This is a genomic window from Streptomyces sp. NPDC087300, from assembly GCF_044744425.1.
In the GTDB taxonomy this organism is placed as follows: domain Bacteria; phylum Actinomycetota; class Actinomycetes; order Streptomycetales; family Streptomycetaceae; genus Streptomyces.
This window is the reverse complement of the sequence record NZ_JBIUYI010000006.1, coordinates 599,712-624,596: the sequence shown is the minus strand read 5'-3', so window position 1 is coordinate 624,596 and position 24,885 is coordinate 599,712. Positions and strand designations below refer to the sequence as shown.

General features: G+C 72.3%; 29 protein-coding genes, 2 tRNA genes and 1 other RNA gene. 22 read left to right on the top strand and 10 right to left on the bottom strand.

Translation table 11 applies throughout. The annotated features are described in order from the left end of the window. Positions 1-224: 224 nt before the first annotated feature. Entirely contained in the window at positions 225-2,480 is a 2,256-nt protein-coding gene (locus tag ACIO9J_RS27875) for a DNA polymerase III subunit gamma and tau (RefSeq protein WP_402005144.1), read from the bottom strand. Positions 2,481-2,525: 45 nt separating this feature from the next. Next, positions 2,526-2,624: signal recognition particle sRNA small type (ffs, locus tag ACIO9J_RS27870), an RNA gene on the bottom strand. A gap of 131 nt (positions 2,625-2,755) precedes the next feature. Here ffs and ACIO9J_RS27865 point away from each other — a divergent pair. The 5 genes from ACIO9J_RS27865 to ACIO9J_RS27845 all read left to right on the top strand — a co-directional run bounded on the left by ACIO9J_RS27865 (position 2,756) and on the right by ACIO9J_RS27845 (position 5,993). Then, positions 2,756-2,840 (top strand) — tRNA-Ser (locus ACIO9J_RS27865). A gap of 102 nt (positions 2,841-2,942) precedes the next feature. After that, positions 2,943-3,788: a hypothetical protein gene (locus ACIO9J_RS27860; protein WP_402005141.1), complete on the top strand. Its 846-nt coding sequence runs from the start codon at positions 2,943-2,945 to the stop codon at positions 3,786-3,788. Then, positions 3,724-4,470, top strand: a complete 747-nt coding sequence (locus ACIO9J_RS27855) for an ankyrin repeat domain-containing protein (protein WP_402005138.1) — start codon at positions 3,724-3,726, stop codon at positions 4,468-4,470. The genes ACIO9J_RS27860 and ACIO9J_RS27855 overlap by 65 nt, the downstream gene beginning before the upstream one ends. After that, complete coding sequence (locus ACIO9J_RS27850) at positions 4,467-5,135, top strand: GNAT family N-acetyltransferase (RefSeq protein WP_402005135.1); 669 nt, start codon at positions 4,467-4,469, stop codon at positions 5,133-5,135. The genes ACIO9J_RS27855 and ACIO9J_RS27850 overlap by 4 nt, the downstream gene beginning before the upstream one ends. 141 nt (positions 5,136-5,276) lie before the next feature. Further along, entirely contained in the window at positions 5,277-5,993 is a 717-nt protein-coding gene (locus ACIO9J_RS27845; protein ID WP_402005132.1) for a sensor domain-containing protein, read from the top strand. Between the two features lie 27 nt (positions 5,994-6,020). Here ACIO9J_RS27845 and ACIO9J_RS27840 read toward each other — a convergent pair whose 3' ends face one another. After that, the gene (locus ACIO9J_RS27840) at positions 6,021-6,962 is read right to left on the bottom strand and encodes a DMT family transporter (protein WP_402005442.1); all 942 of its coding nucleotides are present in this window, start codon (positions 6,960-6,962) and stop codon (positions 6,021-6,023) included. Positions 6,963-7,147: 185 nt separating this feature from the next. On the opposite strand from ACIO9J_RS27840, the gene ACIO9J_RS27835 reads away from it, so the two are divergent. Continuing rightward, a complete protein-coding gene (locus ACIO9J_RS27835; protein ID WP_402005129.1) occupies positions 7,148-8,080 on the top strand; it encodes a LysR family transcriptional regulator in 933 nt (310 codons plus the stop codon). On the opposite strand, the gene ACIO9J_RS27830 is transcribed toward ACIO9J_RS27835, so the two are convergent. Both ACIO9J_RS27830 and ACIO9J_RS27825 read right to left on the bottom strand, forming a co-directional pair. Next, complete coding sequence (locus ACIO9J_RS27830) at positions 7,990-8,613, bottom strand: GNAT family N-acetyltransferase (protein ID WP_402005126.1); 624 nt, start codon at positions 8,611-8,613, stop codon at positions 7,990-7,992. The two genes, ACIO9J_RS27835 and ACIO9J_RS27830, sit on opposite strands and share 91 nt — an antisense overlap. A gap of 384 nt (positions 8,614-8,997) precedes the next feature. Further along, a complete protein-coding gene (locus tag ACIO9J_RS27825; protein ID WP_402005123.1) occupies positions 8,998-9,642 on the bottom strand; it encodes a TetR/AcrR family transcriptional regulator in 645 nt (214 codons plus the stop codon). A gap of 113 nt (positions 9,643-9,755) precedes the next feature. Here ACIO9J_RS27825 and ACIO9J_RS27820 point away from each other — a divergent pair, with 113 nt between their 5' ends. The 3 genes from ACIO9J_RS27820 to ACIO9J_RS27810 are packed head-to-tail and all read left to right on the top strand — an operon-like array spanning position 9,756 to position 11,616. Next, on the top strand, positions 9,756-10,175 hold the full coding sequence (locus tag ACIO9J_RS27820; protein WP_402005120.1) for a nuclear transport factor 2 family protein: 420 nt from the start codon (positions 9,756-9,758) through the stop codon (positions 10,173-10,175). A gap of 40 nt (positions 10,176-10,215) precedes the next feature. Beyond that, entirely contained in the window at positions 10,216-10,467 is a 252-nt protein-coding gene (locus ACIO9J_RS27815) for a hypothetical protein (protein ID WP_402005117.1), read from the top strand. 15 nt (positions 10,468-10,482) lie between these two features. Continuing rightward, positions 10,483-11,616, top strand: a complete 1,134-nt coding sequence (locus ACIO9J_RS27810) for a flotillin family protein (RefSeq protein ID WP_402005114.1) — start codon at positions 10,483-10,485, stop codon at positions 11,614-11,616. A 217-nt stretch (positions 11,617-11,833) separates the two neighbouring features. Here the strand turns inward: ACIO9J_RS27810 and ACIO9J_RS27805 are convergent, their stop codons facing one another. Both ACIO9J_RS27805 and ACIO9J_RS27800 read right to left on the bottom strand, forming a co-directional pair. Further along, positions 11,834-13,435 (bottom strand): ABC-F family ATP-binding cassette domain-containing protein, encoded by a 1,602-nt coding sequence (locus ACIO9J_RS27805; protein ID WP_402005111.1) that lies wholly within the window; start codon positions 13,433-13,435, stop codon positions 11,834-11,836. A 187-nt stretch (positions 13,436-13,622) separates the two neighbouring features. After that, positions 13,623-14,228 carry an HhH-GPD-type base excision DNA repair protein gene (locus ACIO9J_RS27800; protein ID WP_402005108.1) on the bottom strand — a complete coding sequence of 202 codons (606 nt, stop codon included), beginning with the start codon at positions 14,226-14,228 and terminating at the stop codon, positions 13,623-13,625. A 225-nt stretch (positions 14,229-14,453) separates the two neighbouring features. Here ACIO9J_RS27800 and ACIO9J_RS27795 point away from each other — a divergent pair, with 225 nt between their 5' ends. After that, positions 14,454-14,792, top strand: coding sequence for a hypothetical protein (locus ACIO9J_RS27795; protein ID WP_402005105.1), 339 nt, complete (start codon positions 14,454-14,456; stop codon positions 14,790-14,792). 74 nt (positions 14,793-14,866) lie between these two features. Beyond that, entirely contained in the window at positions 14,867-15,058 is a 192-nt protein-coding gene (locus tag ACIO9J_RS27790; protein ID WP_402005102.1) for a hypothetical protein, read from the top strand. A gap of 40 nt (positions 15,059-15,098) precedes the next feature. Here ACIO9J_RS27790 and ACIO9J_RS27785 read toward each other — a convergent pair whose 3' ends face one another. Continuing rightward, positions 15,099-16,637: a helicase HerA-like domain-containing protein gene (locus tag ACIO9J_RS27785; RefSeq protein ID WP_402005099.1), complete on the bottom strand. Its 1,539-nt coding sequence runs from the start codon at positions 16,635-16,637 to the stop codon at positions 15,099-15,101. Between the two features lie 453 nt (positions 16,638-17,090). On the opposite strand from ACIO9J_RS27785, the gene ACIO9J_RS27780 reads away from it, so the two are divergent. Continuing rightward, positions 17,091-17,387: a type II toxin-antitoxin system VapB family antitoxin gene (locus tag ACIO9J_RS27780; RefSeq protein ID WP_003955420.1), complete on the top strand. Its 297-nt coding sequence runs from the start codon at positions 17,091-17,093 to the stop codon at positions 17,385-17,387. Between the two features lie 119 nt (positions 17,388-17,506). Continuing rightward, entirely contained in the window at positions 17,507-18,160 is a 654-nt protein-coding gene (locus ACIO9J_RS27775; protein ID WP_402005096.1) for a LytR C-terminal domain-containing protein, read from the top strand. Between the two features lie 45 nt (positions 18,161-18,205). Here the strand turns inward: ACIO9J_RS27775 and upp are convergent, their stop codons facing one another. Next, positions 18,206-18,841, bottom strand: coding sequence for a uracil phosphoribosyltransferase (gene upp, locus ACIO9J_RS27770; RefSeq protein WP_402005093.1), 636 nt, complete (start codon positions 18,839-18,841; stop codon positions 18,206-18,208). A 101-nt stretch (positions 18,842-18,942) separates the two neighbouring features. Between upp and ACIO9J_RS27765 the strand changes: the two genes are divergently transcribed. The 9 genes from ACIO9J_RS27765 to ACIO9J_RS27725 all read left to right on the top strand — a co-directional run bounded on the left by ACIO9J_RS27765 (position 18,943) and on the right by ACIO9J_RS27725 (position 24,601). Then, positions 18,943-19,113, top strand: coding sequence for a hypothetical protein (locus ACIO9J_RS27765; RefSeq protein ID WP_402005090.1), 171 nt, complete (start codon positions 18,943-18,945; stop codon positions 19,111-19,113). A 216-nt stretch (positions 19,114-19,329) separates the two neighbouring features. Next, a complete protein-coding gene (locus ACIO9J_RS27760; protein ID WP_402005087.1) occupies positions 19,330-19,887 on the top strand; it encodes a hypothetical protein in 558 nt (185 codons plus the stop codon). A 78-nt stretch (positions 19,888-19,965) separates the two neighbouring features. Further along, positions 19,966-20,436, top strand: a complete 471-nt coding sequence (gene tadA, locus ACIO9J_RS27755) for a tRNA adenosine(34) deaminase TadA (protein WP_402005439.1) — start codon at positions 19,966-19,968, stop codon at positions 20,434-20,436. Between the two features lie 31 nt (positions 20,437-20,467). Further along, positions 20,468-20,552, top strand: a tRNA-Ser gene (locus ACIO9J_RS27750). Between the two features lie 475 nt (positions 20,553-21,027). After that, positions 21,028-21,207: a hypothetical protein gene (locus ACIO9J_RS27745; RefSeq protein ID WP_402005085.1), complete on the top strand. Its 180-nt coding sequence runs from the start codon at positions 21,028-21,030 to the stop codon at positions 21,205-21,207. Between the two features lie 55 nt (positions 21,208-21,262). Next, the gene (locus tag ACIO9J_RS27740) at positions 21,263-21,556 is read left to right on the top strand and encodes a Dabb family protein (protein WP_402005083.1); all 294 of its coding nucleotides are present in this window, start codon (positions 21,263-21,265) and stop codon (positions 21,554-21,556) included. A 189-nt stretch (positions 21,557-21,745) separates the two neighbouring features. Continuing rightward, positions 21,746-22,582, top strand: coding sequence for an RNA polymerase sigma factor SigF (locus tag ACIO9J_RS27735; protein ID WP_402005081.1), 837 nt, complete (start codon positions 21,746-21,748; stop codon positions 22,580-22,582). Between the two features lie 244 nt (positions 22,583-22,826). Next, complete coding sequence (locus tag ACIO9J_RS27730) at positions 22,827-23,690, top strand: RNA polymerase sigma factor SigF (RefSeq protein ID WP_402005078.1); 864 nt, start codon at positions 22,827-22,829, stop codon at positions 23,688-23,690. A 113-nt stretch (positions 23,691-23,803) separates the two neighbouring features. Continuing rightward, a complete protein-coding gene (locus ACIO9J_RS27725) occupies positions 23,804-24,601 on the top strand; it encodes a hypothetical protein (RefSeq protein ID WP_402005076.1) in 798 nt (265 codons plus the stop codon). 75 nt (positions 24,602-24,676) lie between these two features. Here the strand turns inward: ACIO9J_RS27725 and ACIO9J_RS27720 are convergent, their stop codons facing one another. Then, on the bottom strand, positions 24,677-24,880 hold the full coding sequence (locus ACIO9J_RS27720; protein ID WP_402005074.1) for a hypothetical protein: 204 nt from the start codon (positions 24,878-24,880) through the stop codon (positions 24,677-24,679). Between the last annotated feature and the right edge of the window lie 5 nt (positions 24,881-24,885).

Sequence of the window (24,885 nt, the reverse complement as noted above, 5' to 3'; positions counted from 1 at the left end):
GGGGGGCATCCGTCGTGCCCGTCCCGCCGCTTCGCGACGGATCCGTGCCCACCGTTGCTCTGCACCGGGCGGTGGGCGTAGGGGCCCGTCTGCTGTGGTTCCTCGCCGTTCGGCCGCTCGCGTCCGCCGTGCCCGTCCCGCCGCTCCGCGGCGGATCCGCGCCCACCCGCCCACCCGTGACTCCGCACCGGGCGGTGGGCGTAGGGGCGGGGGTGGGGCCCGGGTTATTCGTTCGGGTATTCGTCGACCACCGTCGCGCCCAGTTCTCTCATGATCAGGTCGTGGCCGGAGAGGGCCGATTCGACCAGGTCCGGGTCGTCGTCCTCAGGGGTGTCGTCCTCGGGGGACACGTGCTCCGGGGCGGGCGCCGAGCGGGGGGCCGGTGTGGGCTCCGGGGCCGGGGCCTGCGGCGGGGCCGAGGGCTGCGGGGCGGCGGCCGGTGGCGGGGTCGGCTGCGGCGGGGCCGAGGGGCGCGCCACGGGGGCGCCGCCGAAGTTGACCGCGGCGGGCGGCGGCGCGGAGCCGCCCGACGGGTCGACGATCGCCTCGACCTTCCACTGCACGCCGAACTGCTCGGAGAGCGCCTGCCGGAGCACGTCCTCGCTGCCGCTGCTCGCGAAGTTGTCGCGCGCTCCCGCGTTCACGAAGCCGATCTGGAGGGTCGTGCCGTCGAACCCCGCCACCTGCGCGTTCTGGCTGAGCAGGATCCAGGTGAAGCGGCGGCGGTTCTTCACCGCCTCCAGGATGTTCGGCCAGAGGGTGCGCGGGTCGGGCCCGCCCGCGGGGGCCGCCGCCATGGGGGCGGGGGCGGCGGGCTGGGCCGCGGGCGCCTGGTGGACCGGGGCGGACGGCTGCTGCTGCGGTGCGGCCTGCGGGGCCGGGGCGCCGGAACCCGCGGACGCGGCGGTGGGCCAGCCACCCGGACGCGGCGTCTCCGGAGCGGCGGGGCCACTGCCGGGCGCGGACGCCGTGGGCCAGCCACCGGGCCGACGCTCGGCGGGAGGCGCGGCGGCAGCGGGCGGGGCTTGGGGTGCCGCGGGAGCGGGGGCAGGTGCGGGAGCGGGCGTAGGGGCGGGGGCGGCAGGGGCGGGCGGCGCGGCGGCCTCCGGGGCCTGCGGCGCCGGGGAACCGGGGCCCGCGCCACGGACCGCGGCCCGCGCGGCCGCGGGGCCTCCGCCGGGCGGCACCGGCGGCCCCTGCGGAACCGGCTCGGTCCCACCCTGGGGCATGGCGACGGCGGGCTGCGGCACGCCCGCGTGGGCCTCGGGCCCGGGGACGTACCCCATCGCGGGGGCCGCGCCCTGGCCACCGGGGACGAAGTTCCCGCCGCGCTCCAGGCGGTCGAGGCGGGCCATCACGGAACGCTCGTCGTCGTACGCCGCGGGGAGCAGCACGCGCGCGCAGATCAGCTCCAGCTGGAGCCTCGGCGAGGTGGCGCCGCGCATCTCGGTCAGGCCGTCGTTCACGAGGTCGGCGGCGCGGCTGAGCTCGGCGCCGCCGAAGACACCGGCCTGCGCCTGCATCCGCTCGACGACGTCGACGGGGGCGTCGATGAGGCCCTTCTCGGCGGCGTCCGGCACGGCCGCGAGGATCACCAGGTCGCGCAGCCGCTCCAGGAGGTCGGCGACGAAGCGCCGCGGGTCGTTGCCCCCCTCGATGACGCGGTCCACGACCTCGAAGGCGGCGGCCCCGTCCCCGGAGGCGAAGGCCTCCACCACGGAGTCGAGCAGTGAACCGTCCGTGTACCCGAGCAGGGACGTCGCCATGGCGTACGTCACACCCGTCTCGGTCGCACCGGCGAGCAGCTGGTCCATGACGGACATGGAGTCACGCACCGAACCCGCGCCCGCGCGCACGACCAGCGGGAACACCCCGTCCTCGACGGTCATCTCCTCGCGGCCGCAGACCTCTGCCAGGTACTCACGGAGGGTGCCGGGCGGGACGAGCCGGAAGGGGTAGTGGTGCGTACGCGAACGGATCGTGCCGATGACCTTCTCGGGCTCGGTCGTCGCGAAGATGAACTTGAGGTGCTCCGGGGGCTCCTCGACCACCTTCAGGAGGGCGTTGAAGCCCGCCGAGGTGACCATGTGGGCCTCGTCGATGATGTAGATCTTGTAGCGACTGCTCGCCGGGCCGAAGAAGGCCTTCTCGCGCAGGTCGCGGGCGTCGTCCACGCCACCGTGCGACGCGGCGTCGATCTCGATGACGTCGATCGAGCCCGGTCCGTTGCGCGCGAGGTCGCGGCAGGACTGGCACTCGCCGCAGGGCGTGGGAGTGGGACCTTGCTCACAGTTGAGACAACGGGCCAGGATGCGCGCGCTCGTCGTCTTGCCGCAGCCGCGGGGGCCACTGAACAGGTAGGCGTGATTGACCCGGTTGTTGCGCAGCGCCTGCTGCAGCGGGTCGGTTACATGCTCCTGCCCGATGACCTCGGCGAACGACTCCGGGCGATAGCGGCGGTACAGCGCGAGAGACGACACGCATACGAGGTTAATGGGGACCACTGACAACCTGGACCGCCCCGAACGCAAAGCGCCCCCCACGCACCCGCCAGAGCCGACCTACCCTTGCTGCCTTCCGGCCCTGGGGGAGTTCAGTCAGATAGCGCCACGTGAGGGGCTGGCCCCCACAGTAGCGGATCCCCCGGGCCGGAAGCGACGCCGGTCCCGGCCGGGGAGGGCGCCGGAGACGATCACGACGGCGACCTCGGGATCGTGTTCGCGAGCACTCCCCAACGTCTTGTATTGTTTGCGGCGGAGGATTCGCCTAGTGGCCTAGGGCGCACGCTTGGAAAGCGTGTTGGGGGCAACCCCTCACGAGTTCGAATCTCGTATCCTCCGCACCCGCCCGTCAGGGCAGCCGAAGGCCCCAACCGTTCACGGTTGGGGCCTTCGGCGTTCTCCGGTCCTGTTGCGCAGCACCCCGAAGAGGATGGACATCTGGTGACGCACGATGCCGCCCGGTTCCTGTCCCGGTCGTGCCGGGTGCTGGCCGACGTGCTGCTCCGTGAGTGGCGCGGGGTGATCGCCGGGCCTTTCCGCGCTCTTCGTGGGCGCGGTCCGCTGGGGGTCTCGCTGGGGCTGTTCGCCACCGTCGCGGTGGTCGGGCTGCACGCCTATCAGCAGACGGAGACCGGGGCCGCGGTGCTCCGTGTGGTCAGTGAGGTGCGGGCGGACCAGCCGCTCGCGCTGTCTCTGCTGCGTACGCCCGTCTCGCTGTTCGTGCCCGCGCAGGATCTGCCGGCCTGGGGCGGGCTGCCGCGGCTGTTCCTCGCGTTCGCGCTGGCCGAGCTCGCCTTCGGGCGCATACGCACGCTGGTGGTGGCCTACGCCGCCACGCTCTCGGGCACCCTCGGCGCGCGCGTGATGGTCGCCGTCGGTCCCGGTGAGCCCGGCCTGCCCGCCGATGCCGCGCACGCGGTCGACACGGGGGCGTCCGCCGCGATCGTGGGGCTCTTCGCCTTCGCCGCGGTGACGCTGCGGGCGCCGCTGCTCTTCCTCGCCGCCGTCGTCCCGACGGTCACGGGCTCGATCGCCGAACCCAATCTCGCGGGCCGCGAACACCTAGTGGCGGTCGCCTTCGCGATGGTTTTCGCCCTCCTTCTTGAGAAGAGCCGCTTCCGGGCCCCGGAGCCGCTCGCGCCCTCGCCCGCCCCGGCTCCTGCCGCCGCGCGATGTCAGTGGGCACTGCCAGAATCGGCAGAAGTCGATCAGGAGGTCGGGCATGGCGATTCTCGACGTGCGGGATCCGGTGGCCGTGGCGGTCACCGAGGCGATCCGCGGGGGTGACGTGGCCGCCCTGCGCGAGCTGCTCGCCGCGCGGCCCGGCCTCGCCACATCGGCGATCGGACAGGACGGCGCCGCGGCGGGGACGCGCAGCCTGCTGCACATCGCCACGGACTGGCCGGGGCACCTCCCCCACGGCCCCGAGACCATCGCCGCGCTGATCGCGGCGGGCGCCGACCCCGACGCCCGCTTCGTCGGCGCCCACGCCGAGACACCGCTGCACTGGGCCGCGAGCAACGACGACGTGCCCGCGCTGGACGCCCTCGTCGCGGCCGGTGCCGACATCGAGGCGGGCGGCGCCGTCATCGCGGACGGCACGCCGCTGACCGACGCGTGCGCCTTCAGTCAGTGGCGGGCGGCGCGGCGGCTGATCGAGCACGGGGCGCGGACGACGCTGCACGAGGCGGCGTCGCTCGGTCTGCTCGATCGCGTGAAGGAGCTCGTCGAAGGCGGTGATCCCGAGGCCGGTGCCCCGGACCGCTCCGACCTCACCAGCGCCTTCTGGGGCGCCTGCCACGGCGACCACCCTGCCACCGCGCGCTACCTGCTCGCGCGGGGCGCCGACCGCGACTGGATCGGTTACGACGACAAAACGCCCCTGGACATCGCCGTGGAGGCGGGCGCGGACGAGGCCGCCACGTGGCTGCGCGGCATCGGGGCGCGGACCCGGGCGGAGCTGACATGAGCCGCCCCGGCGTCACGCGCATCTCCGGCGTCACCAGCATCACCGGCGTCGCCAGCGCCCCCGGCGGCCCCGACTCCCCCGGCCGCCCGCGCGCGTTCACCACCGCCCGGCTCACCCTGCGGCCCATCGAGCGGGCGGACGTCCCCGCGGTGTCCCGGCTCTGGACCGACCCCGACGTGCGCCGCCATCTCGGCGGCCCGGTGGCCGACGACGTGGTGCGCGAGCGCGAACGGGCCTGCGTGGGCGCGCCGGGCGCCCTCAGCGTCGTACGGACGCGGGACTCCGTCGTGCTCGGCCTGGTCTCGGTCGAGCCGGGTGCGCGGCAGGGCCGCACGGAAGTGTCGTACCAACTGCTCCCGGAGCACTGGGGTCATGGCTACGCGCGCGAGGCGGTCGGCGCGGTCGTCGGCCGCCTCATGGCACCGCCCGAGGGCGCTGAGGTGCCCGGGATCGTCGCCGTGACCCAGGAGGCCAACTCCCGCTCGCGCCGCCTGCTCGAAGCGCTCGGCGCGCGGGTCGAGGAGCGGTTCGTGGAGTGGGACGAGCGGCAGGTGCTGTACGCCTTCGCCGCGCTCATACCCGGGGCGGGACCGGCGACCGGGGGCGGGTCGGCCGGTAACCCCGAGGGCCCGCACGGTAACCCCGAGGGCCCGCAGGGGGGTTAGCACCACCCCCGAGACACCATGTCGCCGTATGCCGCGTGGCCCGCGGATCCGCGAAGGTTGAGGACGTCACCAGGCGCGCACCTCCCGCCTGGTGAACAGCACCGCTCGTCCCCTCCCCGCCCCGCAGATCCGAGGTCCGCCATGAGCACCAGCACCCTGTCGTACGCCGCGTCGGCCGCCGCTCCGCTCCGGTCGCCGGATCCTTCCCGGCCGGAGCGCGTCGGCTTCTGGCGGGCGCCGTTCGCCGCCGTCACCTACCGGGAGATCGGCCATGTGCTGGTCTCGCTGCCCGTCGCGATCGCCGGGTTCACCTTCGCCGTGGCGGCGGTCTCGCTCGGCGCCGGGCTGCTGGTGACCGTGCTCGGGCTGCCCGTCCTGGCCGCGGCGCTCGCCGCGGCCAGGGGGCTCGGGGCCGCCGAGCGACGTCGGGCCCGCACGGGGCTCGGGCTCGACGTCGCCGGCCCGGCCCCGCTGGAGGCGCGGCGGGACGATGGCCGGTGGGCCGGGATGCGGGCGCGGCTCGGGGACGGCGCGGGCTGGCAGGCGCTGCTCTTCCAGCTGGTCATGTTCCCGTGGCGGGTCCTGAGCTTCACCCTGTCGGTGACGTTCCTGGTCACCGGCTGGGTGGTCGCGCTCTTCCCGACGTACTCCTGGGTCTTCCACCGCTACGTGGGCTGGCCCGGCTACCGCCTCTACGACTTCACGTCCGGCGGCGAGCGGCACCAGTACTACATCACCTCGCCCGTGCAGGTCGTCGCGGTCGGCCTCGTCGGTGCGGTGCTGGTCCTGCTCACCCCGAAGCTGGTCCGCGCCCTGACCAACGTCGACCGCGCGGCGGTGCGTTCGCTGCTCGGCTGAGGCCGGGCGGCCCGACGCAGCGGGTGGCTAGCAGCGCACGGCCCCGTCCGGCTCCACGGACGGGGCCTTCGCCGTCGCGCCCGCGTCCCCCGTACGCAGCCGGGGCCGCGTTTGGGTCCGCGTCCGGGTTTGTGTCCGGGTGAGCCCGACGCCCGCCAGCACCACCACCATGCCCAGCACGATCCGCACGCCGATCTCCTCGCCGAGCACGACCGCGCCGAGGGCGACCGAGACGACCGGCAGGAGGTAGCCGACGGTGGCGGCCGCGGTGGGGCCTTCCTCGGCGATGAGGCGGGAGTTGAGGTGGAAGGTGATGCCCGTGCCGAGCGTGCCGAGGACGAGGAGCGCGAGGATGCCGGTGAGGGTCGGGGACGAGGTGCCCGAGGGGGCGGCGGGCAGGGCGAGCGTGGTCAGGCCCGTCGCGGTGAGCAGCTGCGCGGCGGAGAGCGCGAGCGGCGCGGTCTCACGGCCGATCAGATGGCGGGCCATGTACGCGAAGGCGACGGCGTAGCTGACGGCGGCGGCGAGCAGGGCGAGCGCGCCCCAACTGGTCAGCCCCGACTGCTGCCAGGGCGCGAAGATCAGCAGGGTGCCCGCGAAGCCGAGCAGCAGGCCGGTGAGCCGGAGCGGGCCGAGGCGGCGCTCGGTGCGCAGCGTCAGGCCGATGGCGACGGACCACAGGGGCGTCGTGGCGTTCAGTACGCCCGCCACGCCCGAGTCGACCGTCTGCTGGCCGAGGCTGAAGAGGAAGAACGGCAGGGCGTTGCAGAAGAAGGCGGCGACCAGGAGGTGCGCCCATGTCCTGCGGTCCCGCGGCATCCGCTGCCCGGCCGAGCGGGCGAGGACGAGCAGGACGGCGGCGCCGAGCGCGCACCGCACGATGGTGAGGTGCAGGGGCGCGATGCCGCCGCTCAGGGCGAGCTTGATCCAGAGGAAGCCGGATCCCCAGAGCAGGGCGAGGACGGCCATGCGGACGTGGGTGGCGCGGGAGCCGCTGGGCACGGTCGGCCTCCTGATCTCTCGGTCGTACGGGACGTGTTCGTACGCGGCGGGGTGCGTCGGCGCCTGCCTCGTCGGCGCCTTCTCCGTACGGTCCCCCAAGAGCTGATGTAAGACAAGCGACCAGATATGCACTCTGAATTAAGCTGTGCTGCATGCTTGATATGCGGCGCATGCAGATCCTGCGGGCGGTGGTCACCAGCGGCTCGGTGACCGCGGCCGCCAGGAACCTCGGCTACACACCGTCGGCCGTCAGCCAGCAGATGACGGCCCTGGAGAAGGAGGCGGGCATCGCCCTCCTGGAGCGGACCGGGCGCGGCGTGCGCCCGACGGACGCGGGCCGGCTGCTCAGCGACTGCGCGACGGCCATCGGCAAGCACGTCGCCGAGGCCGAGACGGCGCTCGCCGAACTGCGGGCCGGGCACAGGGGGCGCGTCTCGATGCGGTACTTCGCCACGGCAGGGGCGTCCCTGGTAGCCCCCGCGCTCGCGGCACTGCGACGCGAACACCCGGGCGTACTGGTCGACTTGAAGCTCTTCGACGTCGACGACCCGGTGCTCGACGTGAAGGCGCGCAGGTCCGATCTGGCGCTGGTGGTCAGGCCGGGCGACGGTTTCGCGGCGGACGGCGTCCGCTTCCTGCATCTGCTCGACGACCGCTACCGCGTGGTGCTGCCGACGGGCCACCGGCTGACCGCCGAGCCGGTGGTCGAACTCGCCGACCTGGCAGGCGATTCATGGGTCGGCAGCGAGTCGCCGGGGCCCTGCCAGGACGCGGTGCTCGACGCGTGCGCGGCCGCGGGGTTCACCCCGGACTTCGTGGTGGAGAGCGGCGACTACGCGACGGCACAGGGTTTCGTCGCGGCCGGACTCGGCATCACCCTGCTCCCCGAACTGGCGCTCGCGGGCGGCCACCGCCCCGACGTCGTCGTACGACGGGTCGCCGGGCCCGAACCGGTCAGGTCGATCCACGCGGCGGTACGGAACGCGGCGCCGGCTCAGCCGGCGCTGAGCGGGCTGCTCGACGCGCTGCGGGAGGTGGCGAGGGTGCCCCGCGCGGAGGGTGCGTCCGGCGAGGGCGCCGCGTAGCACCGCAGGGCGACCCGGTTGCCCGGCCCCCACTCCCGCTCGACGACGTCGAGGAGCTCCCAGCCGAGGCGTTCGTAGAGCACGACGGCCGGGGAGTCGGTCGAGACGACGTCCAGGACCGGGTGCAGGCCGCGGCCCAGCGCCTCCCGCCCGATCCGCGCCATCAGGAGCGCGCCGATGCCGTGGCCGCGGGCGCCGGGCGAGACGAACAGCCGGGACACCACGGCGCTCGCGTCCACGGCCACGCCCGCGCGCTCGCTCCACAACACGGGCGCCACGTCGTCCGCGCCGACCCGGGAGAGCCGTACGTGCCCGACGATCCGCCCGTCGAGCTCGGCCACCCAGGCACCGAGCGGGGCCCTGCCGGCGAGCCAATCCGCGGGATCGGCGGGCCAGTTGACGGGATACCCGTCGCCCTCATGGACCTCGGCGAGGAGCTCCACGCACGCGTCCATGTCGCGGGCTTCGTCCCGCTCCCGTATCCGGAGAACGGGGTGGGCCTCGGCTGATCCTGCGGAACGATCTCGTCTCATCGGAGCATGGAAGCACAGCGGCTCCGCCGAGGTGGGCGGATTGAGGGGCCCGGCCACTCGACGCGCCCCCTCCCGAGGAGACCGGGCCGACCGGCAGCGCGAACGGCCGACGCCCGGATGCGGGGGAAGGCCCCGGCCGACCGGCAGCCCGAACGCATATGGAAGCGCGGCAGCCCCGCCGAGGGAGACGGACGAAGAGAGCCCGGCCACCCGACAGCCCAACCCCGAGGAGACCCAGCCAACCGGCAGCGCGAGCAACCGGCACCCGGATGCAGGTGAGGGCCCGGTCAACCGGCGGGCCGACCACAACAAGGCCCCGGCCGGCCAGCGGGCCCGACCCCGAGAAAGCCCGGCCGACCAGCGGCCCGACCACAAGCGGCCCCCTCAACCGGCGCCCCCGCCCGCACCCTCACCCACCCCCCACCCCACCACCCGCAACACACTCACCCGCAACACCTCCGCCGCCCGTTCCACCGGCATGCGGCCCGATGTGACCTCCTCGCCCGCCGCGTGGCCCAGGGCGACCGTGGTCGCCACCAGCCAGGGCACCGGGAGCCTCGCGTCGAACTCGCCCGACTCCATGCCGCGCCGGATCAGGCGTGCGTAGCGCTCGGCGACCGGTTCGTGGCGGGCCCTGTCCTCCGTGCGGGCCGCCGGGTTCGAGCCCAGGTCCAGCAGGAAGGGGTGTTCCGCGAAGGTCCGCCAGCCCGCGTCGAGGAGACGTAGCAGCGCGTCCGCCGCGGGGCCCTCGTCGATCGCCGCCGCGTCCATCTCGGCCATGGTCCGGTCCGTGAGCCGGTCGACCACCGCCGACAGGAGCGCGTCCCGCGAGGCGAAGTGGGCGTACACGGTCTGCCGGGTGACACCGGCCGCCGCGCCGATCGCGGCCATGCCGATGTCGCGGCGCTCACCGAGGAGCTGGATCGCCGCTTCGAGGATCGCGGCGCGGCTGCGCTCGGCGTCGGCACGGCGCACGGGCCGTACCGCCCGGGAGGCCGAACCGGTGGTCGTGCTGCGTGCGTCCGGCATCTCTTACACCCTTGTCAGAGTTGATGAGGCGTCATAGCTTACACCGCTGTAAGAGATCGTAGATCGTACGCACCCGCTGCCGAGCAGGCCGCGCGACGAGAACAGGACCCGCCATGACGCCACTGAGGACCACCGCCCCCGAACAGTTCATCGGCGACTTCTTCACCACGTTCACCGACGAGTTGACCCGACACGGCGTGGACGACGACTTCACGCCCCTGATGGAGCGCTACTACACGCGCGACGTCGTGCAGATCGCCGACGGCGTACGCCTCGAATGGGACCGGCTCCTCGCGCATCTGCGCCCGGTGCGCAAGAACCTCGAAGGCGGCTCGTACCGCTTCGACGTGCAGGAGGCGCTGGCGGACGGCGACCGGATCGCCGCGCGGCTCACCCTTCACGTGCGTGACCGCAGGGAACGGCTCATCGACATGGAGATCCAGATGATCGCCCGGTTCACGGCGGACGGCCGGATGCGGGCCGCGCACCAGATCTCACGGACGCTCAGGTCCGAGAAGTCCGCCGAGGGATAAGGTCGGCAGCGAGACCGAAGTGGCAAGGGGGCGGCCGCCGATGGGGCCGGACGAAGCGGTGATCGGCTGTACGGGGGAGCTGGTGCTCGGCACGCGCGGCGACGCGGGACCCGGTGAGGTCCTCGTGCGGGTGCGCGGCGGCACGGAGACCTTCCTCGCGTGGTCCGACGTTCCTCTCCCCCGCGGGGCGACCGTGCTCGTGACCGAGTCCCGCGGCTCCCGCCAGGTCGACGTCATCAAGTGGGCCGATCCGTTGGAGGCGTTGACCGACTCCGGTGTCGGCGACGCCTGAGTCGAGGAGAACAAGATGTTCGGTTACCGCGTTCCAGCCCCCGACGAGGCGATGCTGATCTCGGGCGGCAGGCGCGGGCTCGGGGGCGCGCCGTTCCGTGTGGTGACAGGCCACGGCAAGTTCGTGCTCCCCGTGTTCCGCAAGACCCGCTTCCTCACGCTCGCCATGTGCGAGTCGGAGGTCGTGGAGACCTGCGTGACCCGTCAGGGCATCGCCCTGACGGTGCGCGCGGTGATCGCCTTCAAGGTCGGCAACGACACCGAGAGCATCGTCAACGCGGGCCAGCGCTTCCTGTCCGACCAGGACCAGATGTCGATCCTGACCGGCCGGATCTTCGCGGGCCATCTCCGGTCCATCATCGGCTCGATGACGGTCGAGGAGATCGTCACCGAGCGCCAGAAGCTCGCCACGGAGGTCCTCGACACCTCCAAGTCGGAGATGGCGAAGATCGGCCTGCACGTGGACTCGCTGCAGATCCAGTCGATCGACGACGGCGACACCGGCTACATCGAGGCCATGTCCGCCCCGCACAAGGCCGCCATCCAGCGCCAGGCCCAGATCGCCCAGGCGCGGGCCACCCAGGCCGCCTCCGAGGCGGAGCAGGAGGCCACGCGGAACCAGGCGGAGTACGCGCGGCGCACCGCGATCGTGCAGGCCGAGTACTCCGCCGAGGTCGACCGCGCCCAGGCCAAGGCGGCCCAGGCCGGCCCGCTCGCCGAGGCGCACGCGCAGCAGGAAGTCCTGGACGCGAAGACCGAACTGGCCCAGCGCGCGGCCGAGTTGCGCCAGCAGCAGCTGGTCGCCGAGGTCGTGAAGCCCGCGGAGGCGGACGCCCAACGCATCCGCGTCCTCGCCCTCGCCGAGGCGGAGCGGATGAAGATCCAGGCCGAGGCGGCCGCGTCGTACGACCGCGTCGCCCTGGACCGGATGCTGATCGACCAGCTCCCGCAGATCGTCAAGGAGGCCGCGACGGGCCTCTCGGGCGCCAACGTGAACGTGCTCAACGGCGCGGACGGCCTGGGCGAGATCGCGGCGGGCCTGGTCGGCCAGGGCCTGACGATCCTCGACTCGGTCAGGACGAACCTGACCCCCGGCCAGCACGAGCAGCAGCCCACGGTGGCCAAGCAGCGAGGCATCGAGATCGAGTAGGCAGGCCCACGGCAGCCGGACGCCCCACCGTCCCGCAGCCGCGAGCGCTCCCGAGGGGCCGCGGCGGTATGTCTGCCCGGAGCACAGAGAGCCACGAGCCGAGGTGCATGACGACGACGGCTCACCGGGATAGCGAGGACAGACATACCGCCGCGGCCCCGCCCCCGAGACGCACCCGAGGCGGGCCCCGAGCCCAACCCGGGGCTCGGACTCAGCCTCAGGCCAACCCCACCAGCCCCCGGTAGTCAGGACTCCACAGATCCTCGACGCCGTCCGGCAGGACGAGCACCCGGTCGGGCCGCAGCGCGTCGATCGCGCCCTCGTCGTGCGTGACCATCACGATCGCCCCGGGGTACGTCCCCACGGCGCCGAGCACCTCGCCCCGGGACGCGGGGTCGAGGTTGTTCGTGGGCTCGTCGAGGAGCAGCACGTTCGCGCCCGAGTGGACGAGCCCGGCCAGCGCGAGGCGGGTCTTCTCGCCGCCGGAGAGGACGGCGGCGGGCTTGTCCGCGTCGTCCCCGCCGAACAGGAAGGACCCGAGCACGCGCCGCACCTCGCCGTCGGTCAGATGGGGCGCCGCACCGGCCAGGTTCTCCCGGACGCTCTTCGCGCCCTCCAGGGTGTCGTGCTCCTGCGCGAAGTACCCGAGCCGCAGCCCGGACCCGGCCACCACCCGCCCCGCGTCGGGCCGTTCGTGCCCGGCGAGGATCCGCAGCAGCGTGGTCTTGCCGGCCCCGTTGAGCCCGAGGACGACGAGCCGGCTGCCCCGGTCGACGGCGAGGTCGACGCCGGTGAGCACGCGATGGGAGCCGTACGACTTGGTGAGCGAGACCGCGCCGAGCGGCATCCGGCCGCACGGGGCGGGCTCGGGCAGCCGGATCCGCGCGACCTTCTCGCCGCGCCGCACCGGCTCCGTCGATGCGAGCATCCGCTCGGCACGCCGGTCCATGTTCTTCGCGGCGGTCGCGGTGGCGACGTGGGAGCGCATCTTGTCGGCCTGGGCGCGCAGCGAAGCGGCCTTGCGCTCGGCGTTGGCGCGCTCGCGGACGCGCCGCCGCTCGTCCGCGGCGCGCTGGGCGAGGTAGGCGGCCCAGCCGGTGTTGTGCACGTCGACGGCGGCACGCCGCGGATCGAGGTGGAACACCCGGTTCACGGTGTCGGCGAGGAGCCCGGTGTCGTGGCTGATGAGCACGAGGCCGCCCGGGTAGGTGGCCAGATAGCCGCGCAGCCACGCCACCGAGTCGGCGTCGAGGTGGTTGGTGGGCTCGTCGAGCAGCAGGGTGTCGTGCCGCGAGAAGAGGATCCTGGCGAGCTCGACGCGGCGCCGCTGCCCGCCGGAGAGCTCGCCGACGGGCCGGCCGAGGGCCCGCTCGGGCAGCCCGAGCCCCGCGGCGACCCGCGCGGCCTCCGCCTCCGCGGCATAGCCGCCGCGGGCCTGGAAGAGGTCGTCGGCGCGGGCGTAGGCGGCCATGGCCCGCTCCTGGGCGCCGGGGCCCGCGGCCCCGGCCATGGCGGACTCGGCCGTACGCAGCGCGGCCGTCGCCTCGTCCAGGCCGCGGGCGGAGAGGATGCGGTCGGTGACGGTGCCCGCGGGGTCGGCGGCGCCGGGGTCCTGGGCGAGGTGGCCGAGGGTGCCGGCGCGGGTGACGGCACCGGCGGCGGGCGCGGACAGCTCCGCGAGGATCTTCAGGAGGGTGGTCTTGCCCGCGCCGTTACGGCCGACGAGGCCGATGCGGTCGCCGGGGGCGATGTGGAAACTGACGTCGGACAGCAGGAGCCGGGCTCCGACGCGCACGTCGATGCCTCGAACGGTGATCATGAGGTAACGCTCCGCAGTAGCGAATGGACACACGGGTGACGTGAAGGCGTGTGTCCTGGCTAGGAGATGCGGGGCGTAGACATGGGGCCGAGGCTAGCGCGGGGGCCGGGGGCGACGCATCCGAATTCTCGGGCGGCGCCGCCCGCTTCCCCTCCCTGTCATCCCTCTCATCCCTCTCGTCCCTCGCTCAACCGGCCTTCGCGGCCTTCGCGGCCTTCTCCGCCTTCGCCGCGGCCTTCATCTCCTGCTTGTGCGCGCGGACCTTGTGCAGGGAGTCGGGTCCCGTGATGTCCGCGACCGAGCGGTACGACTTGGCCGCGCCGTAGTCGCCCGCGGCCTCGCGCCAGCCCTTGGGGCGTACGCCGAGCTGCTTGCCGAGCAGGGCCAGGAAGATCTGCGCCTTCTGCTTGCCGAAGCCGGGCAGGTCGTTCAGGCGCTGGAGGAGTTCCTTGCCGGTGGGGACGCCCTCCCATACGGCGGCGGGGTCGCCGTCGTAGTGGTCCACCAGGTACTGGCAGAGCTGCTGGATGCGTTTGGCCATCGAGCCCGGGTAGCGGTGGACCGCCGGCTTGGCGGAGAGCAGCGCGGCGAACTCGTCGGGGTCGTACGCGGCGATGTCGTGTGCGTCGAGGTCTTCGGCGTTCATCCGTTGGGCGATCGTGTACGGGCCCGCGAACGCCCACTCCATGGGGACCTGCTGGTCCAGCAGCATGCCCACGAGGGCGGCGAGTGGGCTGCGGCCCAGCAGTTCGTCCGCGTCCGGCTGCTGCGCCAGTCGAAGGGTGACATCCATGCCCTGATGATCCCCCTGCCACATCTCCCGCACCACTCCAGGTGCTCGGCGCGGGCCCTGTCTGCAGGAGCACCGAGACCGCCGCTTCGCGGCGGATGATTTCCACCCGCCCACCCACATATCCGTACCGGGCGTGTCAAGTAGGGGCGTATCACCCGTAGCCCATGAGGGGCCGATCTCGGTGTCCTGTGATCGAGGTGGGGTCCGGGCGGGGAGATGGCCCCCATGAGCCGCACGGCCCCGTCCGCCCCCGCCCGCCGCCACGCCCCGTGGCCCCGCGCGCTGCTCATCCTCGTCCTCCCCCTCCTCGTCCTCCTGGCCCCCGCCCACGCCTCCCCCGCCCCGCCCCCACCGGCGGTCACCCTCACCACCGAGTCCGGGCCGGAGAACCAGCAGGACGCCACCGTCACCGCCCTGCGTCTGCCGACCCACCACGCGACGCGGCTCCCCACCCCGCCGTCGCGTCCCCACCGCGGCCCGCTCAGCCCGGAAACCGCACCCGCGCCGCCCCGGCAGCCACACCCCCACGTCCCGGCCCCCCGCTCGGTGATCCTGCGCTGCTGACAGGAGAGAGGCCCGCGAAAGCGCCTCACGACTCCCCGTCAGCGAAAGCAAAAGCGCAGATCAAGGACACCCCCATGCCCATTGACCCCTACGCGGCCCTGCAGGCACTCCTGCGCGCGGAAGCGACCCGCAACACCCACCCCACCCCGACACCCTCCGAGAAGACCGAGACGGCCGAGACCCACCAGAACCCCGGCCCCGACCCCACCCCCGAGCCCGGGTCCGGGTCCGAGTACAAGTCCAAGTCCAAGTCCAGGCAGGGCTGACCCCCCGGCGCAGACGCCGACCGAGGCGCCCCCGCCAGACTCAGCGTCTGCGCCGAGCCGTTCCGAACACCGAACGGGAGATCTCCCGCCCGATCTGCGTCCCCATGGACCGCAGCAGCGACTTGAACATCCCACTCCCCACCACCTGCTCCACCACGGACCCGTCCCCCTGCGGCTTGGCCCGCGCCGCCGCACGTGCCTCCTTCTCCGCCGCCACCGCGTCCGCCTCGGCCTGCTTGCGGGCCTGCGTCTCCGCCTCCTGGGCGGTGAGCTTCTCGTACGCGGACTCCCGGTCGACCGCCTCCGCGTACCGCGAGTAGAGCAGCGACGACTTCACGGCCTGTTCGAGCGCGCCGGGCTCCACGGGGCCCATCAGGGACTCGGGCGCCCGCAGCCGCGTCGCGGCGACCGGTGTCGGCGCGCCCTTCTCGCTCAGCACGGTGATCACGGCCTCGCCGGTGCCGATCCCGGTGAGGATCTCCTCCAGGTCGTACGGGGAGTCGGGAAAGGTCCGCACCGTGGCCTTGAGGGCCTTCTGGTCCTCGGGCGTGAAGGCGCGCAGCGCGTGCTGCACGCGGTTGCCCAGCTGGGCGAGGACGTCCGCCGGCACGTCCTTCGGTGTCTGGGTCACGAAGAAGACGCCGACGCCCTTGGACCGGATGAGCCGCACGGTCTGCGTGATGGCCTCCAGGAACGCCTTCGACGCCCCGTTGAAGAGCAGATGCGCCTCGTCGAAGAAGAAGACGAGCTTCGGCTTCTCGACGTCACCCACCTCGGGGAGGTCGTTGTAGAGGTCGGCGAGGAGCCACATCAGGAACGTGGAGAAGAGCTGCGGTTTGTCCTGCACGGCGGGCAGTTCGAGCACGGACACCAGGCCGCGCCCGTCCTGCGCGGTCCGCAGGAACTCGCTCGTGTCGAACTCGGGCTCCCCGAAGAAGTCCGCCATGCCCTGCGCCTCGAACGCGGTGAGCGCCCGCAGGATCACCCCGGCCGTCACCGTCGACAGCCCGCCGATGCCCTTGAGCTCCGACTTGCCCTCGTCGGAGGTCAGGAAGGTGACGACCGCCCGCAGATCCTTCAGGTCGACCAGTTCGAGGCCCTTCTGGTCGGCGTAGTGGAAGATCAGCCCGAGCGACTGCTCCTGGGTCTGGTTGAGCTGGAGCACCTTCGACAGGAGTACGGGCCCGAAGCTGGTGATCGTGGCGCGTACGGGGATCCCGGTGCCGATGCCGCCCAGCGCGTAGAACTCGCAGGGGAACCCGGTGGCCTCCCACCGCTGCCCCACGTCCGCCGCGCGCTCGGCGACCTTGGCGCCCGCCTCGCCGGGGGCGGAGATGCCGGAGACGTCGCCCTTGATGTCGGCGAGGAAGACGGGGACGCCCTGCGCGGCCAGCTGCTCGGCGACGAGCTGAAGGGTCTTGGTCTTGCCGGTGCCGGTGGCCCCCGCGACGAGCCCGTGCCGGTTGAGCATGGGCAGCGGGATGCGGATCTGCGCGTCGGCGAGGCACTGGCCGTCCCAGAGCAGCGCGCCCAGATCGAGGGCGGGCCCGGTGAAGGCGTACCCGGCGGCGATCTCCACGGCCTCCTGGGGCAGCGCGGCGCCCCCGGAAACGGCCTCGGGCGCGACACCGGTCCCGGCGGCGGCCCCTTCCGAGCCACCCTCCGAAGAACCCGCAGCCGTCCCCGTACCGGTACCCGTATCCGAACCCGCAGAAGCCCCCTCAGCCACAGGCGGCACAAATCTCCCCCGCCCACCTCCACCCGCTCCAGACCCCGAAGCGCCCGCAGACCCCACCACTCCCACCGATCCCACGGAACCGGCGCCTCCGCCCGTCACCCCCGCACCCGCGTCGGACTCGTTCGGGCGATTTCCGCCGTCGGACGTGGACGGCATCGGCTGGCTGTCGCTCACTTCGGCCCCTGTTCCCGGCTTGAGTGTTCCCGGTTTGCCCCGATTTCTGGCGTCATTTCCCAGAGTCGCACTCCGTCGCCATGGCTGCGCCCGGAGAGCCTTGCCCGGTAGGCTTTCCGTGTGATCTTCAAGCGCATCGGAAACGGCCGGCCGTACCCCGACCACGGCCGGGAAAGCACCCGGCAGTGGGCGGACGTCGCGCCGCGCCCGGTCCGCCTCGATCAGCTCGTCACCACCAAGGGCCAGCTGGATCTGGAGACCCTCCTCGCCGAGGACTCCACCTTCTACGGCGACCTCTTCGCACACGTCGTGAAGTGGCAGGGCGACCTCTACCTGGAGGACGGGCTGCACCGCGCGGTCCGCGCCGCGCTCCAGCAGCGCCAGGTGCTGCACGCGCGCGTGCTCGAACTGGGCTGAGGCACCCGCCCCGCCCGCGGGGCCGGCCTCAAGTCCGCATTGGCCCTTTCGGGTTGGAGTCGGCGCGGGGCAATGATCATTTAGTAGGCATCGCCGCCGCACGGCACTACGCTGCGCCCATGAGCATGCTCACTCCCCCCGGCATGGGCGGCAAGTACCGCATCACGGGGGACAAATACCCACGCATGCGCCGGCCCAGCGGGCGCCGCAGGATCGTGCTCGCGGTCATCGCGTCCGCCGCGGCACTGGGTCTGATCGGCTGGGGCACGCTGCAACTCATCCAGGTCTTCACGGGCGGCGACAAGGCGTCCGCCGCGGGCCCTGCGGCCGGGGACTGCGAACCCGGCCAGGCCGCCGCGGCCCGGTCGTCCCAGGAGAAGCCGAAACCGCTGCCCAAGCCGGGCCAGATCACGGTGAACGTCTTCAACGCGACGCCCCGCGGCGGACTCGCCAAGGACACCGCGGACGAGCTGAAGAAGCGCGGCTTCGCCATCGGCAAGGTCGGCAACGCCACCAAGGCGTTCGACAAGAAGGTCAAGGGCACCGGGATACTGCTCGGCGCCCGGTCGGCGACCGGCACCGCGATCCCGGTCCTCGGCACCCAGCTCGCCGAGGCCGAGCCGAGGACCGACGACCGCAAGGGCGGCGAGGTCGACCTGATCCTCGGTGCGAAGTTCAAGGACCTGGCAAAGAAAGAGGACGCCGACAAGGCCCTGGCGAAACTCGCCAAGCCCGAGCCGACGTCCACGAAGTCAGACAAGAAGAACTGCTGAACCGCCGGGAGCGGTGACTGCTCCGCGGTGGCCGCTCCGCGGTGACTACTCCGCGGTCCCGTACATCCGGTCACCCGCGTCACCGAGTCCGGGCACGATGTAACCCTGCTCGTTGAGCCGCTCGTCGACCGAGGCCGTCACGACGGTCACCGGGGTGCCCGCGAGCTCGCGCTCCATGATCTCGACGCCCTCGGGGGCGGCGAGCAGCACCACGGCGGTCACGTCGTCGGCGCCGCGCTTGATGAGTTCCTTGATGGCCGCGACGAGCGTGCCGCCCGTGGCGAGCATCGGGTCCAGGACGTACACCTGGCGCCCGGAGAGGTCCTCGGGCATGCGCGTCGCGTACGTGGAGGCCTCCAGGGTCTCCTCGTTGCGGATCATGCCCAGGAAGCCGACCTCGGCGGTCGGGAGCAGGCGCACCATGCCGTCGAGCATGCCGAGCCCGGCCCGCAGGATCGGCACGACCAGCGGGCGGGGGTACGACAGCTTCACGCCGGTCGTGCCCGTCACGGGGGTCTCGATGTCGACCTGCTCGGTGCGCACGTCCCTGGTGGCCTCGTACGCGAGCAGGGTGACCAGCTCGTCGGCGAGGCGCCGGAAGGTCGGGGAGTCGGTGCGCTTGTCGCGCAGCGTGGTGAGTTTGTGCGCCACCAGCGGGTGGTCGACGACGTGGATCCGCATGACATCAACAGTAACCGGGCCCCGCACCCTTGCCCCGCGCTGGCATCAACCCGTCCGGTGGGGGGAAGGTGGGGACGTACGGACTGAGGTGGTGTTGGCCCATGGCCGAGCGCGAGCGGGAAGACGAGACCGATGCCGAGCGCCGCAGGCGCCGGGCCCAGTTCCTGCGCGAGCGCACCGAGGCCATCGAGCTGCGCGAGCGCGTGAAGCCGCGGCGCGCCCGGGCGGCACGGGCGCGTCGGGCGATGCGTATGCGCACGTTCCGCTGGTAGCCGGACCCCTCTCCGACGGGTCCCGGGAAGCGTCCGCGGGGCCCCGGGAAAAACGCGACGCGGACACAGCGGGCGGAAGACCTCTCCTGACGGCGCTGTTTCTGCCACGATTCCGAATGGGCGGGGCTTGGCACAGCAACTCCCCGCTCCCCGACCTCGCCGGGGGGAGCCCGAAACCGCCAACCGGCACTGCCTATGACCAGTGGGAGAGTCACGGTGTACTTCGCCGCACTGCTCGCGCGCACCGAAGACGGGTGGGAAGCGAGCGACACGGAGCTCGACGATGTGGAGACCCTGGCGGATCTGGCCGACCTGGCCCGAGAAGCCACGGCTGACTACGACGACGACACAGTGCTCGTCTTCATCGAACAGGAAGACGCGTGGTTCGGCGTCGTCCGCGTGGACGGCGAGGAAGACCCTCGCATCTACGTATCGGACGCCGCCGCGGCCGCCCGCAGCTCGTACGGGGAGATCCTGCTCACCGACGAGATGCTCGGCAGGGACCCGGGGGCCGACGACCCGGCCGCCGACCTGGACGCCCTCGACCTCGACGGCACGGAGGACGGGGAACCGGCGGACGCCGGCCCCGCCGACGATCCGGACGCGGACGCCGGCACCGGTGACGCGGTGCCCGCGGGTCCGCTCGGCGACACGGAGATCCTCGCGGACCTCGGTGTGCCGGAGAAGGACCTCATCGGCCTGGAGAGCGGTGACGCGCTCAACGAGATCGCCGAGATCCTCGGCGCCGCGGAGGTGCTCGAGACCGTCCGCTAGCCCGGCTTGCCGTAGGTTCCCGGTGTGACCGACCGACCTCGGACGACCGATCCCGTACGCGACCCGTGGCGCGCGCCCATGCGGCGCGCCCTGGCCGAGGCCGCGCTCGCGGTCCGGGGCGGCGACGTCCCGGTCGGTGCCGTCGTGCTGTCCCCGGACGGCACGACGGTGCTCGCCACGGGGCACAACGAACGCGAGGCGACCGGCGACCCGACCGCGCACGCGGAGGTGCTCGCGCTGCGCAGGGCCGCCGCCGAGCTCGGTGAGTGGCGGCTGACCGGCTGCACGCTCGTGGTGACCCTGGAGCCCTGCACGATGTGCGCGGGCGCGCTCGTGCAGTCCCGGGTCGACCGGGTCGTCTACGGGGCCAGGGACGACAAGGCGGGCGCGGCGGGCTCGCTCTGGGACGTCGTACGCGACAGAAGGCTCAACCACCGCCCCGAGGTCGTCCACGGCGTCCTGGAGGAAGAGGCTTCGGAGCTTTTGAAGCGCTTCTTCAGGGAGGGCCGCAGGGGCTCTCCCGAAGCGCTCGGCCAAACGGATTTCTGACCACGGCCCACCTTGGGCTAGAGTTCCTCTCGGTAGCGTGTCCGAGCGGCCGAAGGAGCTCGCCTCGAAAGCGAGTGTGGGGAAACTCACCGTGGGTTCAAATCCCACCGCTACCGCTCTCGATACGAAGGGCCCGTCCATGCGGACGGGCCCTTCGTCGTGTTCAGCCGCGTTCAGTCGCGTTCGCCGTATTCGTCGTGTTCAAGAGAAGTGCGCGGAAACCGCTGCGGACATGCGGGAGCCCCGGTGCCTGCACGGGGCACCGGGGCTCGTTCTCCGCTTGGACGGGGGAAGCGGCATCGGGGGGACAAGCCGCTTCCCCCGACGAGGACTGACCCTTAAGCCAGCGCCGCCGTCAGGGGGGAAGCAGACGGCGCGGACCCCGCAGTAGGGGCAGTCCCTTCGCCCGCGGATTCCTGCCAGATCCGCTGGGCTCACCACCCATCCTGCGCCGCGGGCCATCAGGAAAGGTCGGGCAAAGGGCCTCTGCTGCCGGGCCGTTGGTCCTTAAAAGCCCCGTGAGGGCCCTCCGGGTTAGACTCACCGCCGTCACAGGGGTCACACGGGGCGCAGGCAAGGGGAGGCCAGATCGTGGCAGTGCAGTGGAAGAAGCTCGGTCTCTTCGTGCTGGTCGTCTTCATCCTCTATGTGATCATCACCGACCCCGCCAAGGCGGCGGACTACGTGCAGATAGGCTTCGAAGGCGTCTCGAGCGCCGCTCAGAGCATCGGCGACTTCATGACGTGGGTCGCCAACGGAGGCAAGGACTGAGCGGCCGCCCGAGCCGCCGACGCCGTACCGCCCCCGTCCTCTCCAAGGAGTGCCCGTGATCCGCCATCTGGTCCTCTTCAAGCTCAACGACGGCGTCACGCGCGACGAGCCGCGTGTGGTCGAGGGCGTACGGGCCTTCCGCGCCCTCGGCGAGCAGATCCCGGAGCTCACGTTCTGGGAGTGCGACTGGAACATCACCGACCGCCCCATCGCGTACGACTTCGCCATCAACTCGGCGGTCGAGGACACCGATGCGCTGAAGCGGTACATCGAGCACCCGGCCCACCAGGCGGGCGTCGCGCAGTGGCGCGAGTTCGCCACGTGGGTGATCGCGGACTACGAGTTCTGATCCCTCCGACGCGTCAGCCCCTCACCAGAACGGTGAGGGGCTTTTCTGCGTCTTGTGCCCCAACTCCTCCCTCAACACGTAGTTATCGGGTGCTTGCACACAGTGCACATGTCTTGTGATGCTATGACCGCTTTTGATGGATGAGTTGACCAGGGTCGACCGAGCTTGACCGTGCTTGTTTGAGAAGGGGTGGCGTTGACCGTGCCGGCCAGTACTGCGCCTGAAGCTCCACCCGTGAAGGCACCACCGAGCACCGGGAGCACCCGCGGTGCCGACACCCGGGCCCTGACACAGGTCCTCTTCGGCCAGCTCAAGGAGCTGGAGCCGGGCAGCCACGAGCACGGCCGCGTGCGCGGCGCGCTCATCGAGGCCAACCTCCCCCTCGTGCGGTACGCCGCCGCGCGCTTCAGGAGCCGCAACGAGCCGATGGAGGACGTCGTCCAGGTCGGCACCATCGGTCTCATCAACGCCATCGACCGGTTCGACCCGGACCGGGGCGTGCAGTTCCCCACCTTCGCGATGCCGACCGTCGTCGGCGAGATCAAGCGCTACTTCCGCGACAACGTCCGCACCGTCCACGTGCCGCGCCGCCTGCACGAGCTGTGGGTGCAGGTGACCGGGGCGACCGAGGACCTCACCACCGCGTTCGGACGCTCCCCGACGACCGCGGAGATCGCCGAGCGCCTGCGGATCACCGAGGACGAGGTGCTCGCCTGCATCGAGGCGGGCCGCTCGTACCACGCGACGTCGCTGGAGGCCGCCCAGGAGGGCGACGGACTGCCGGGGCTCCTGGACCGGCTCGGCTACGAGGACCCGGCGCTCGACGGCGTCGAACACCGCGACCTCGTGCGCCATCTCCTCGTCCAACTGCCCGAGCGCGAACAGCGGATCCTGCTGCTCCGTTACTACAGCAATCTGACGCAGTCCCAGATCAGCGCCGAATTGGGCGTTTCCCAGATGCATGTGTCGAGACTGCTCGCCAGGAGCTTCGCGCGACTGCGGTCCGCAAATCGGATCGAGGCGTAACCGTAACGAGTGGAGTGCCGTCGGGGATCTTTCCGACGGCACTCTTCGCTGAAATCCCCCAGACCCCCTCTTTCCTGCACGGATGTCACCCTTGTTTGTCGACAAGTAACTACAGCGTGTTGCCGACATGTGACATTCTGCTGGAACCGCGTTTGCCGTAGCCCCACCTCCGGTATTCAGGTGGAGGCTGCGTTCCTCCGACGGGAGCGCTCGCCGCGACCGTCCGCGACCTCAAGGGGGTGGCATGTCCGCAGACCAGGGCAGCTCGAAGGTGCTCACGCTCACGCTCACCAAGAGCGCAAGCGAATCCGCGCCCGACGCGCTTCACAGCTCAACGGCCCCGGAAGCCATCGACACCAGGACCCTGTCCCGCTCCCTGTTCCTGCGGCTCGCCGCACTCGACCAGGACAGCCCGGAGCGCGTGTACGTACGTGACACGCTCATCGAGCTCAACCTCCCGCTCGTGCGGTACGCGGCGGCCCGCTTCCGCAGTCGCAACGAACCGATGGAGGACATCGTCCAGGTCGGCACGATCGGCCTGATCAAGGCGATCGACCGTTTCGACTGCGAACGCGGCGTGGAGTTCCCGACGTTCGCGATGCCGACGGTCGTCGGCGAGATCAAGCGCTTCTTCCGGGACACCAGTTGGTCGGTGCGCGTCCCGCGCCGTCTCCAGGAGCTGCGGCTCGCGCTGACGAAGACCAGCGACGAGCTCGCCCAGCGGCTCGACCGCTCGCCGACCGTCCCCGAACTCGCCGCGGCGCTCGGCGTGTCGGAGGAGGACGTCGTCGACGGGCTCGCGGTGGGCAACGCCTACACCGCCTCCTCGCTCGACTCGCCGGCCCCCGAGGACGACGGCGGCGAGGGCTCCCTCGCGGACCGCCTGGGGTACGAGGACACGGCCCTGGAGGGCGTGGAGTACCGCGAGTCCCTCAAGCCGCTGCTCGCCAAGCTGCCGCCGCGCGAGCGCCGCATCATCATGCTGCGCTTCTTCGCCAACATGACGCAGTCGCAGATCGGCGAGGAGGTCGGCATCTCGCAGATGCACGTCTCGCGCCTGCTCACGCGGACGCTCTCGCAGCTGCGCGAGGGCCTGATCGCGGACTGATCGCGGACCGGTCCGGGCGCTCGCCGCGTGCGGTTTCCGCTTCAACTGCCGCGTACGTGACCGGTGTTGCTGACGGGGTTCCTAATTGACGGACCGTCAGCCACACTGGCGCGATGCGACGTGCTGTGCGAAACGTGCTCGGTGCCGGTGCCGCCGTGCTCTGCCTCGGCGGCCTGCTGTCCGCCTGTGGCGGCGACGGCAAGGACGGCTACGTGGCGACGGGACCGGCCGGGGCCTCCCCCGAGCGGGCGCCGGGGAAGACCGTGGCGCCGAGCGGCGACGTGAAGCTGGTGCCGCTCGACGAGGGCGGCGACGGCGCGAAGGACGGCAAGCGGGGCGCGGGCTCCGGCGCGTCCGCCGGCAAGGGCTCGGCCCACCCGGATACGGACCGCGGGGCGGGCGGCGCGGAGGGGAAGTCGTCCGGCGGTCCGGGGAGTTCGGGGAGCAAGGGGTCCGGAGTGGCCTCGTCCGGCCCCGGGAGTGCTTCCGGCGGCCCGGCGTCGGGCGGTTCCTCGCCGGGCCGTGGACCGGGCCCTGGCGGCACCGGAGGGGGCTCGGGCAGCCCGTCGGCCCCCGGCACGGGCAGCCCTTCGACACCGGCGGGACCCGCGAAGCTGAGCGTCGGCGACCCGGAGCGCAAGGCCGCGGACAAGCGCTGGTGCGACAAGGTGACCGTCACCTTCCACAACACCGGTGGCTCACCGGTGCGTTCGGGCACGGTCACCTTCGGTACGCACATCATCGGCGCGCTCGGCGTCGACTGGGCGACGGTCGAGTCGACCGTGGCGCTCCCCGCGCCGATCGGACCGGGCAGCAAGAAGGAGAAAACCTGGCCGGTATGCGTCGACGCGTGGCGCGTTCCGCTCGGTATGCATGTGGAGACGCAGGACGTCTCGGTGGACTGGAAGTAGGGCAGCGCCCCGTCAGGGGCACGGGGAACCGCGCGCCCGGCCACGAAGCACCCGCACGGGACGGGCGGCGAGCCCCTACTTAAGCGCGAGCCACGCGACGCCCGCCACGACGACGATCGCGAGAACGATGCCGACGATCAGACCGATGCGCGGCCCGCTCGAAGCGGCGGCGGCCGTCTGCTGACGACCCTGCGGCGTCTCGTCGACGAAGGCGCGGAACATCTGCGTGCTGCCGGCGGGGTCGGGGTTGCCCTGGGGACCCTGGGGGTTGTGTGCCATGGAGC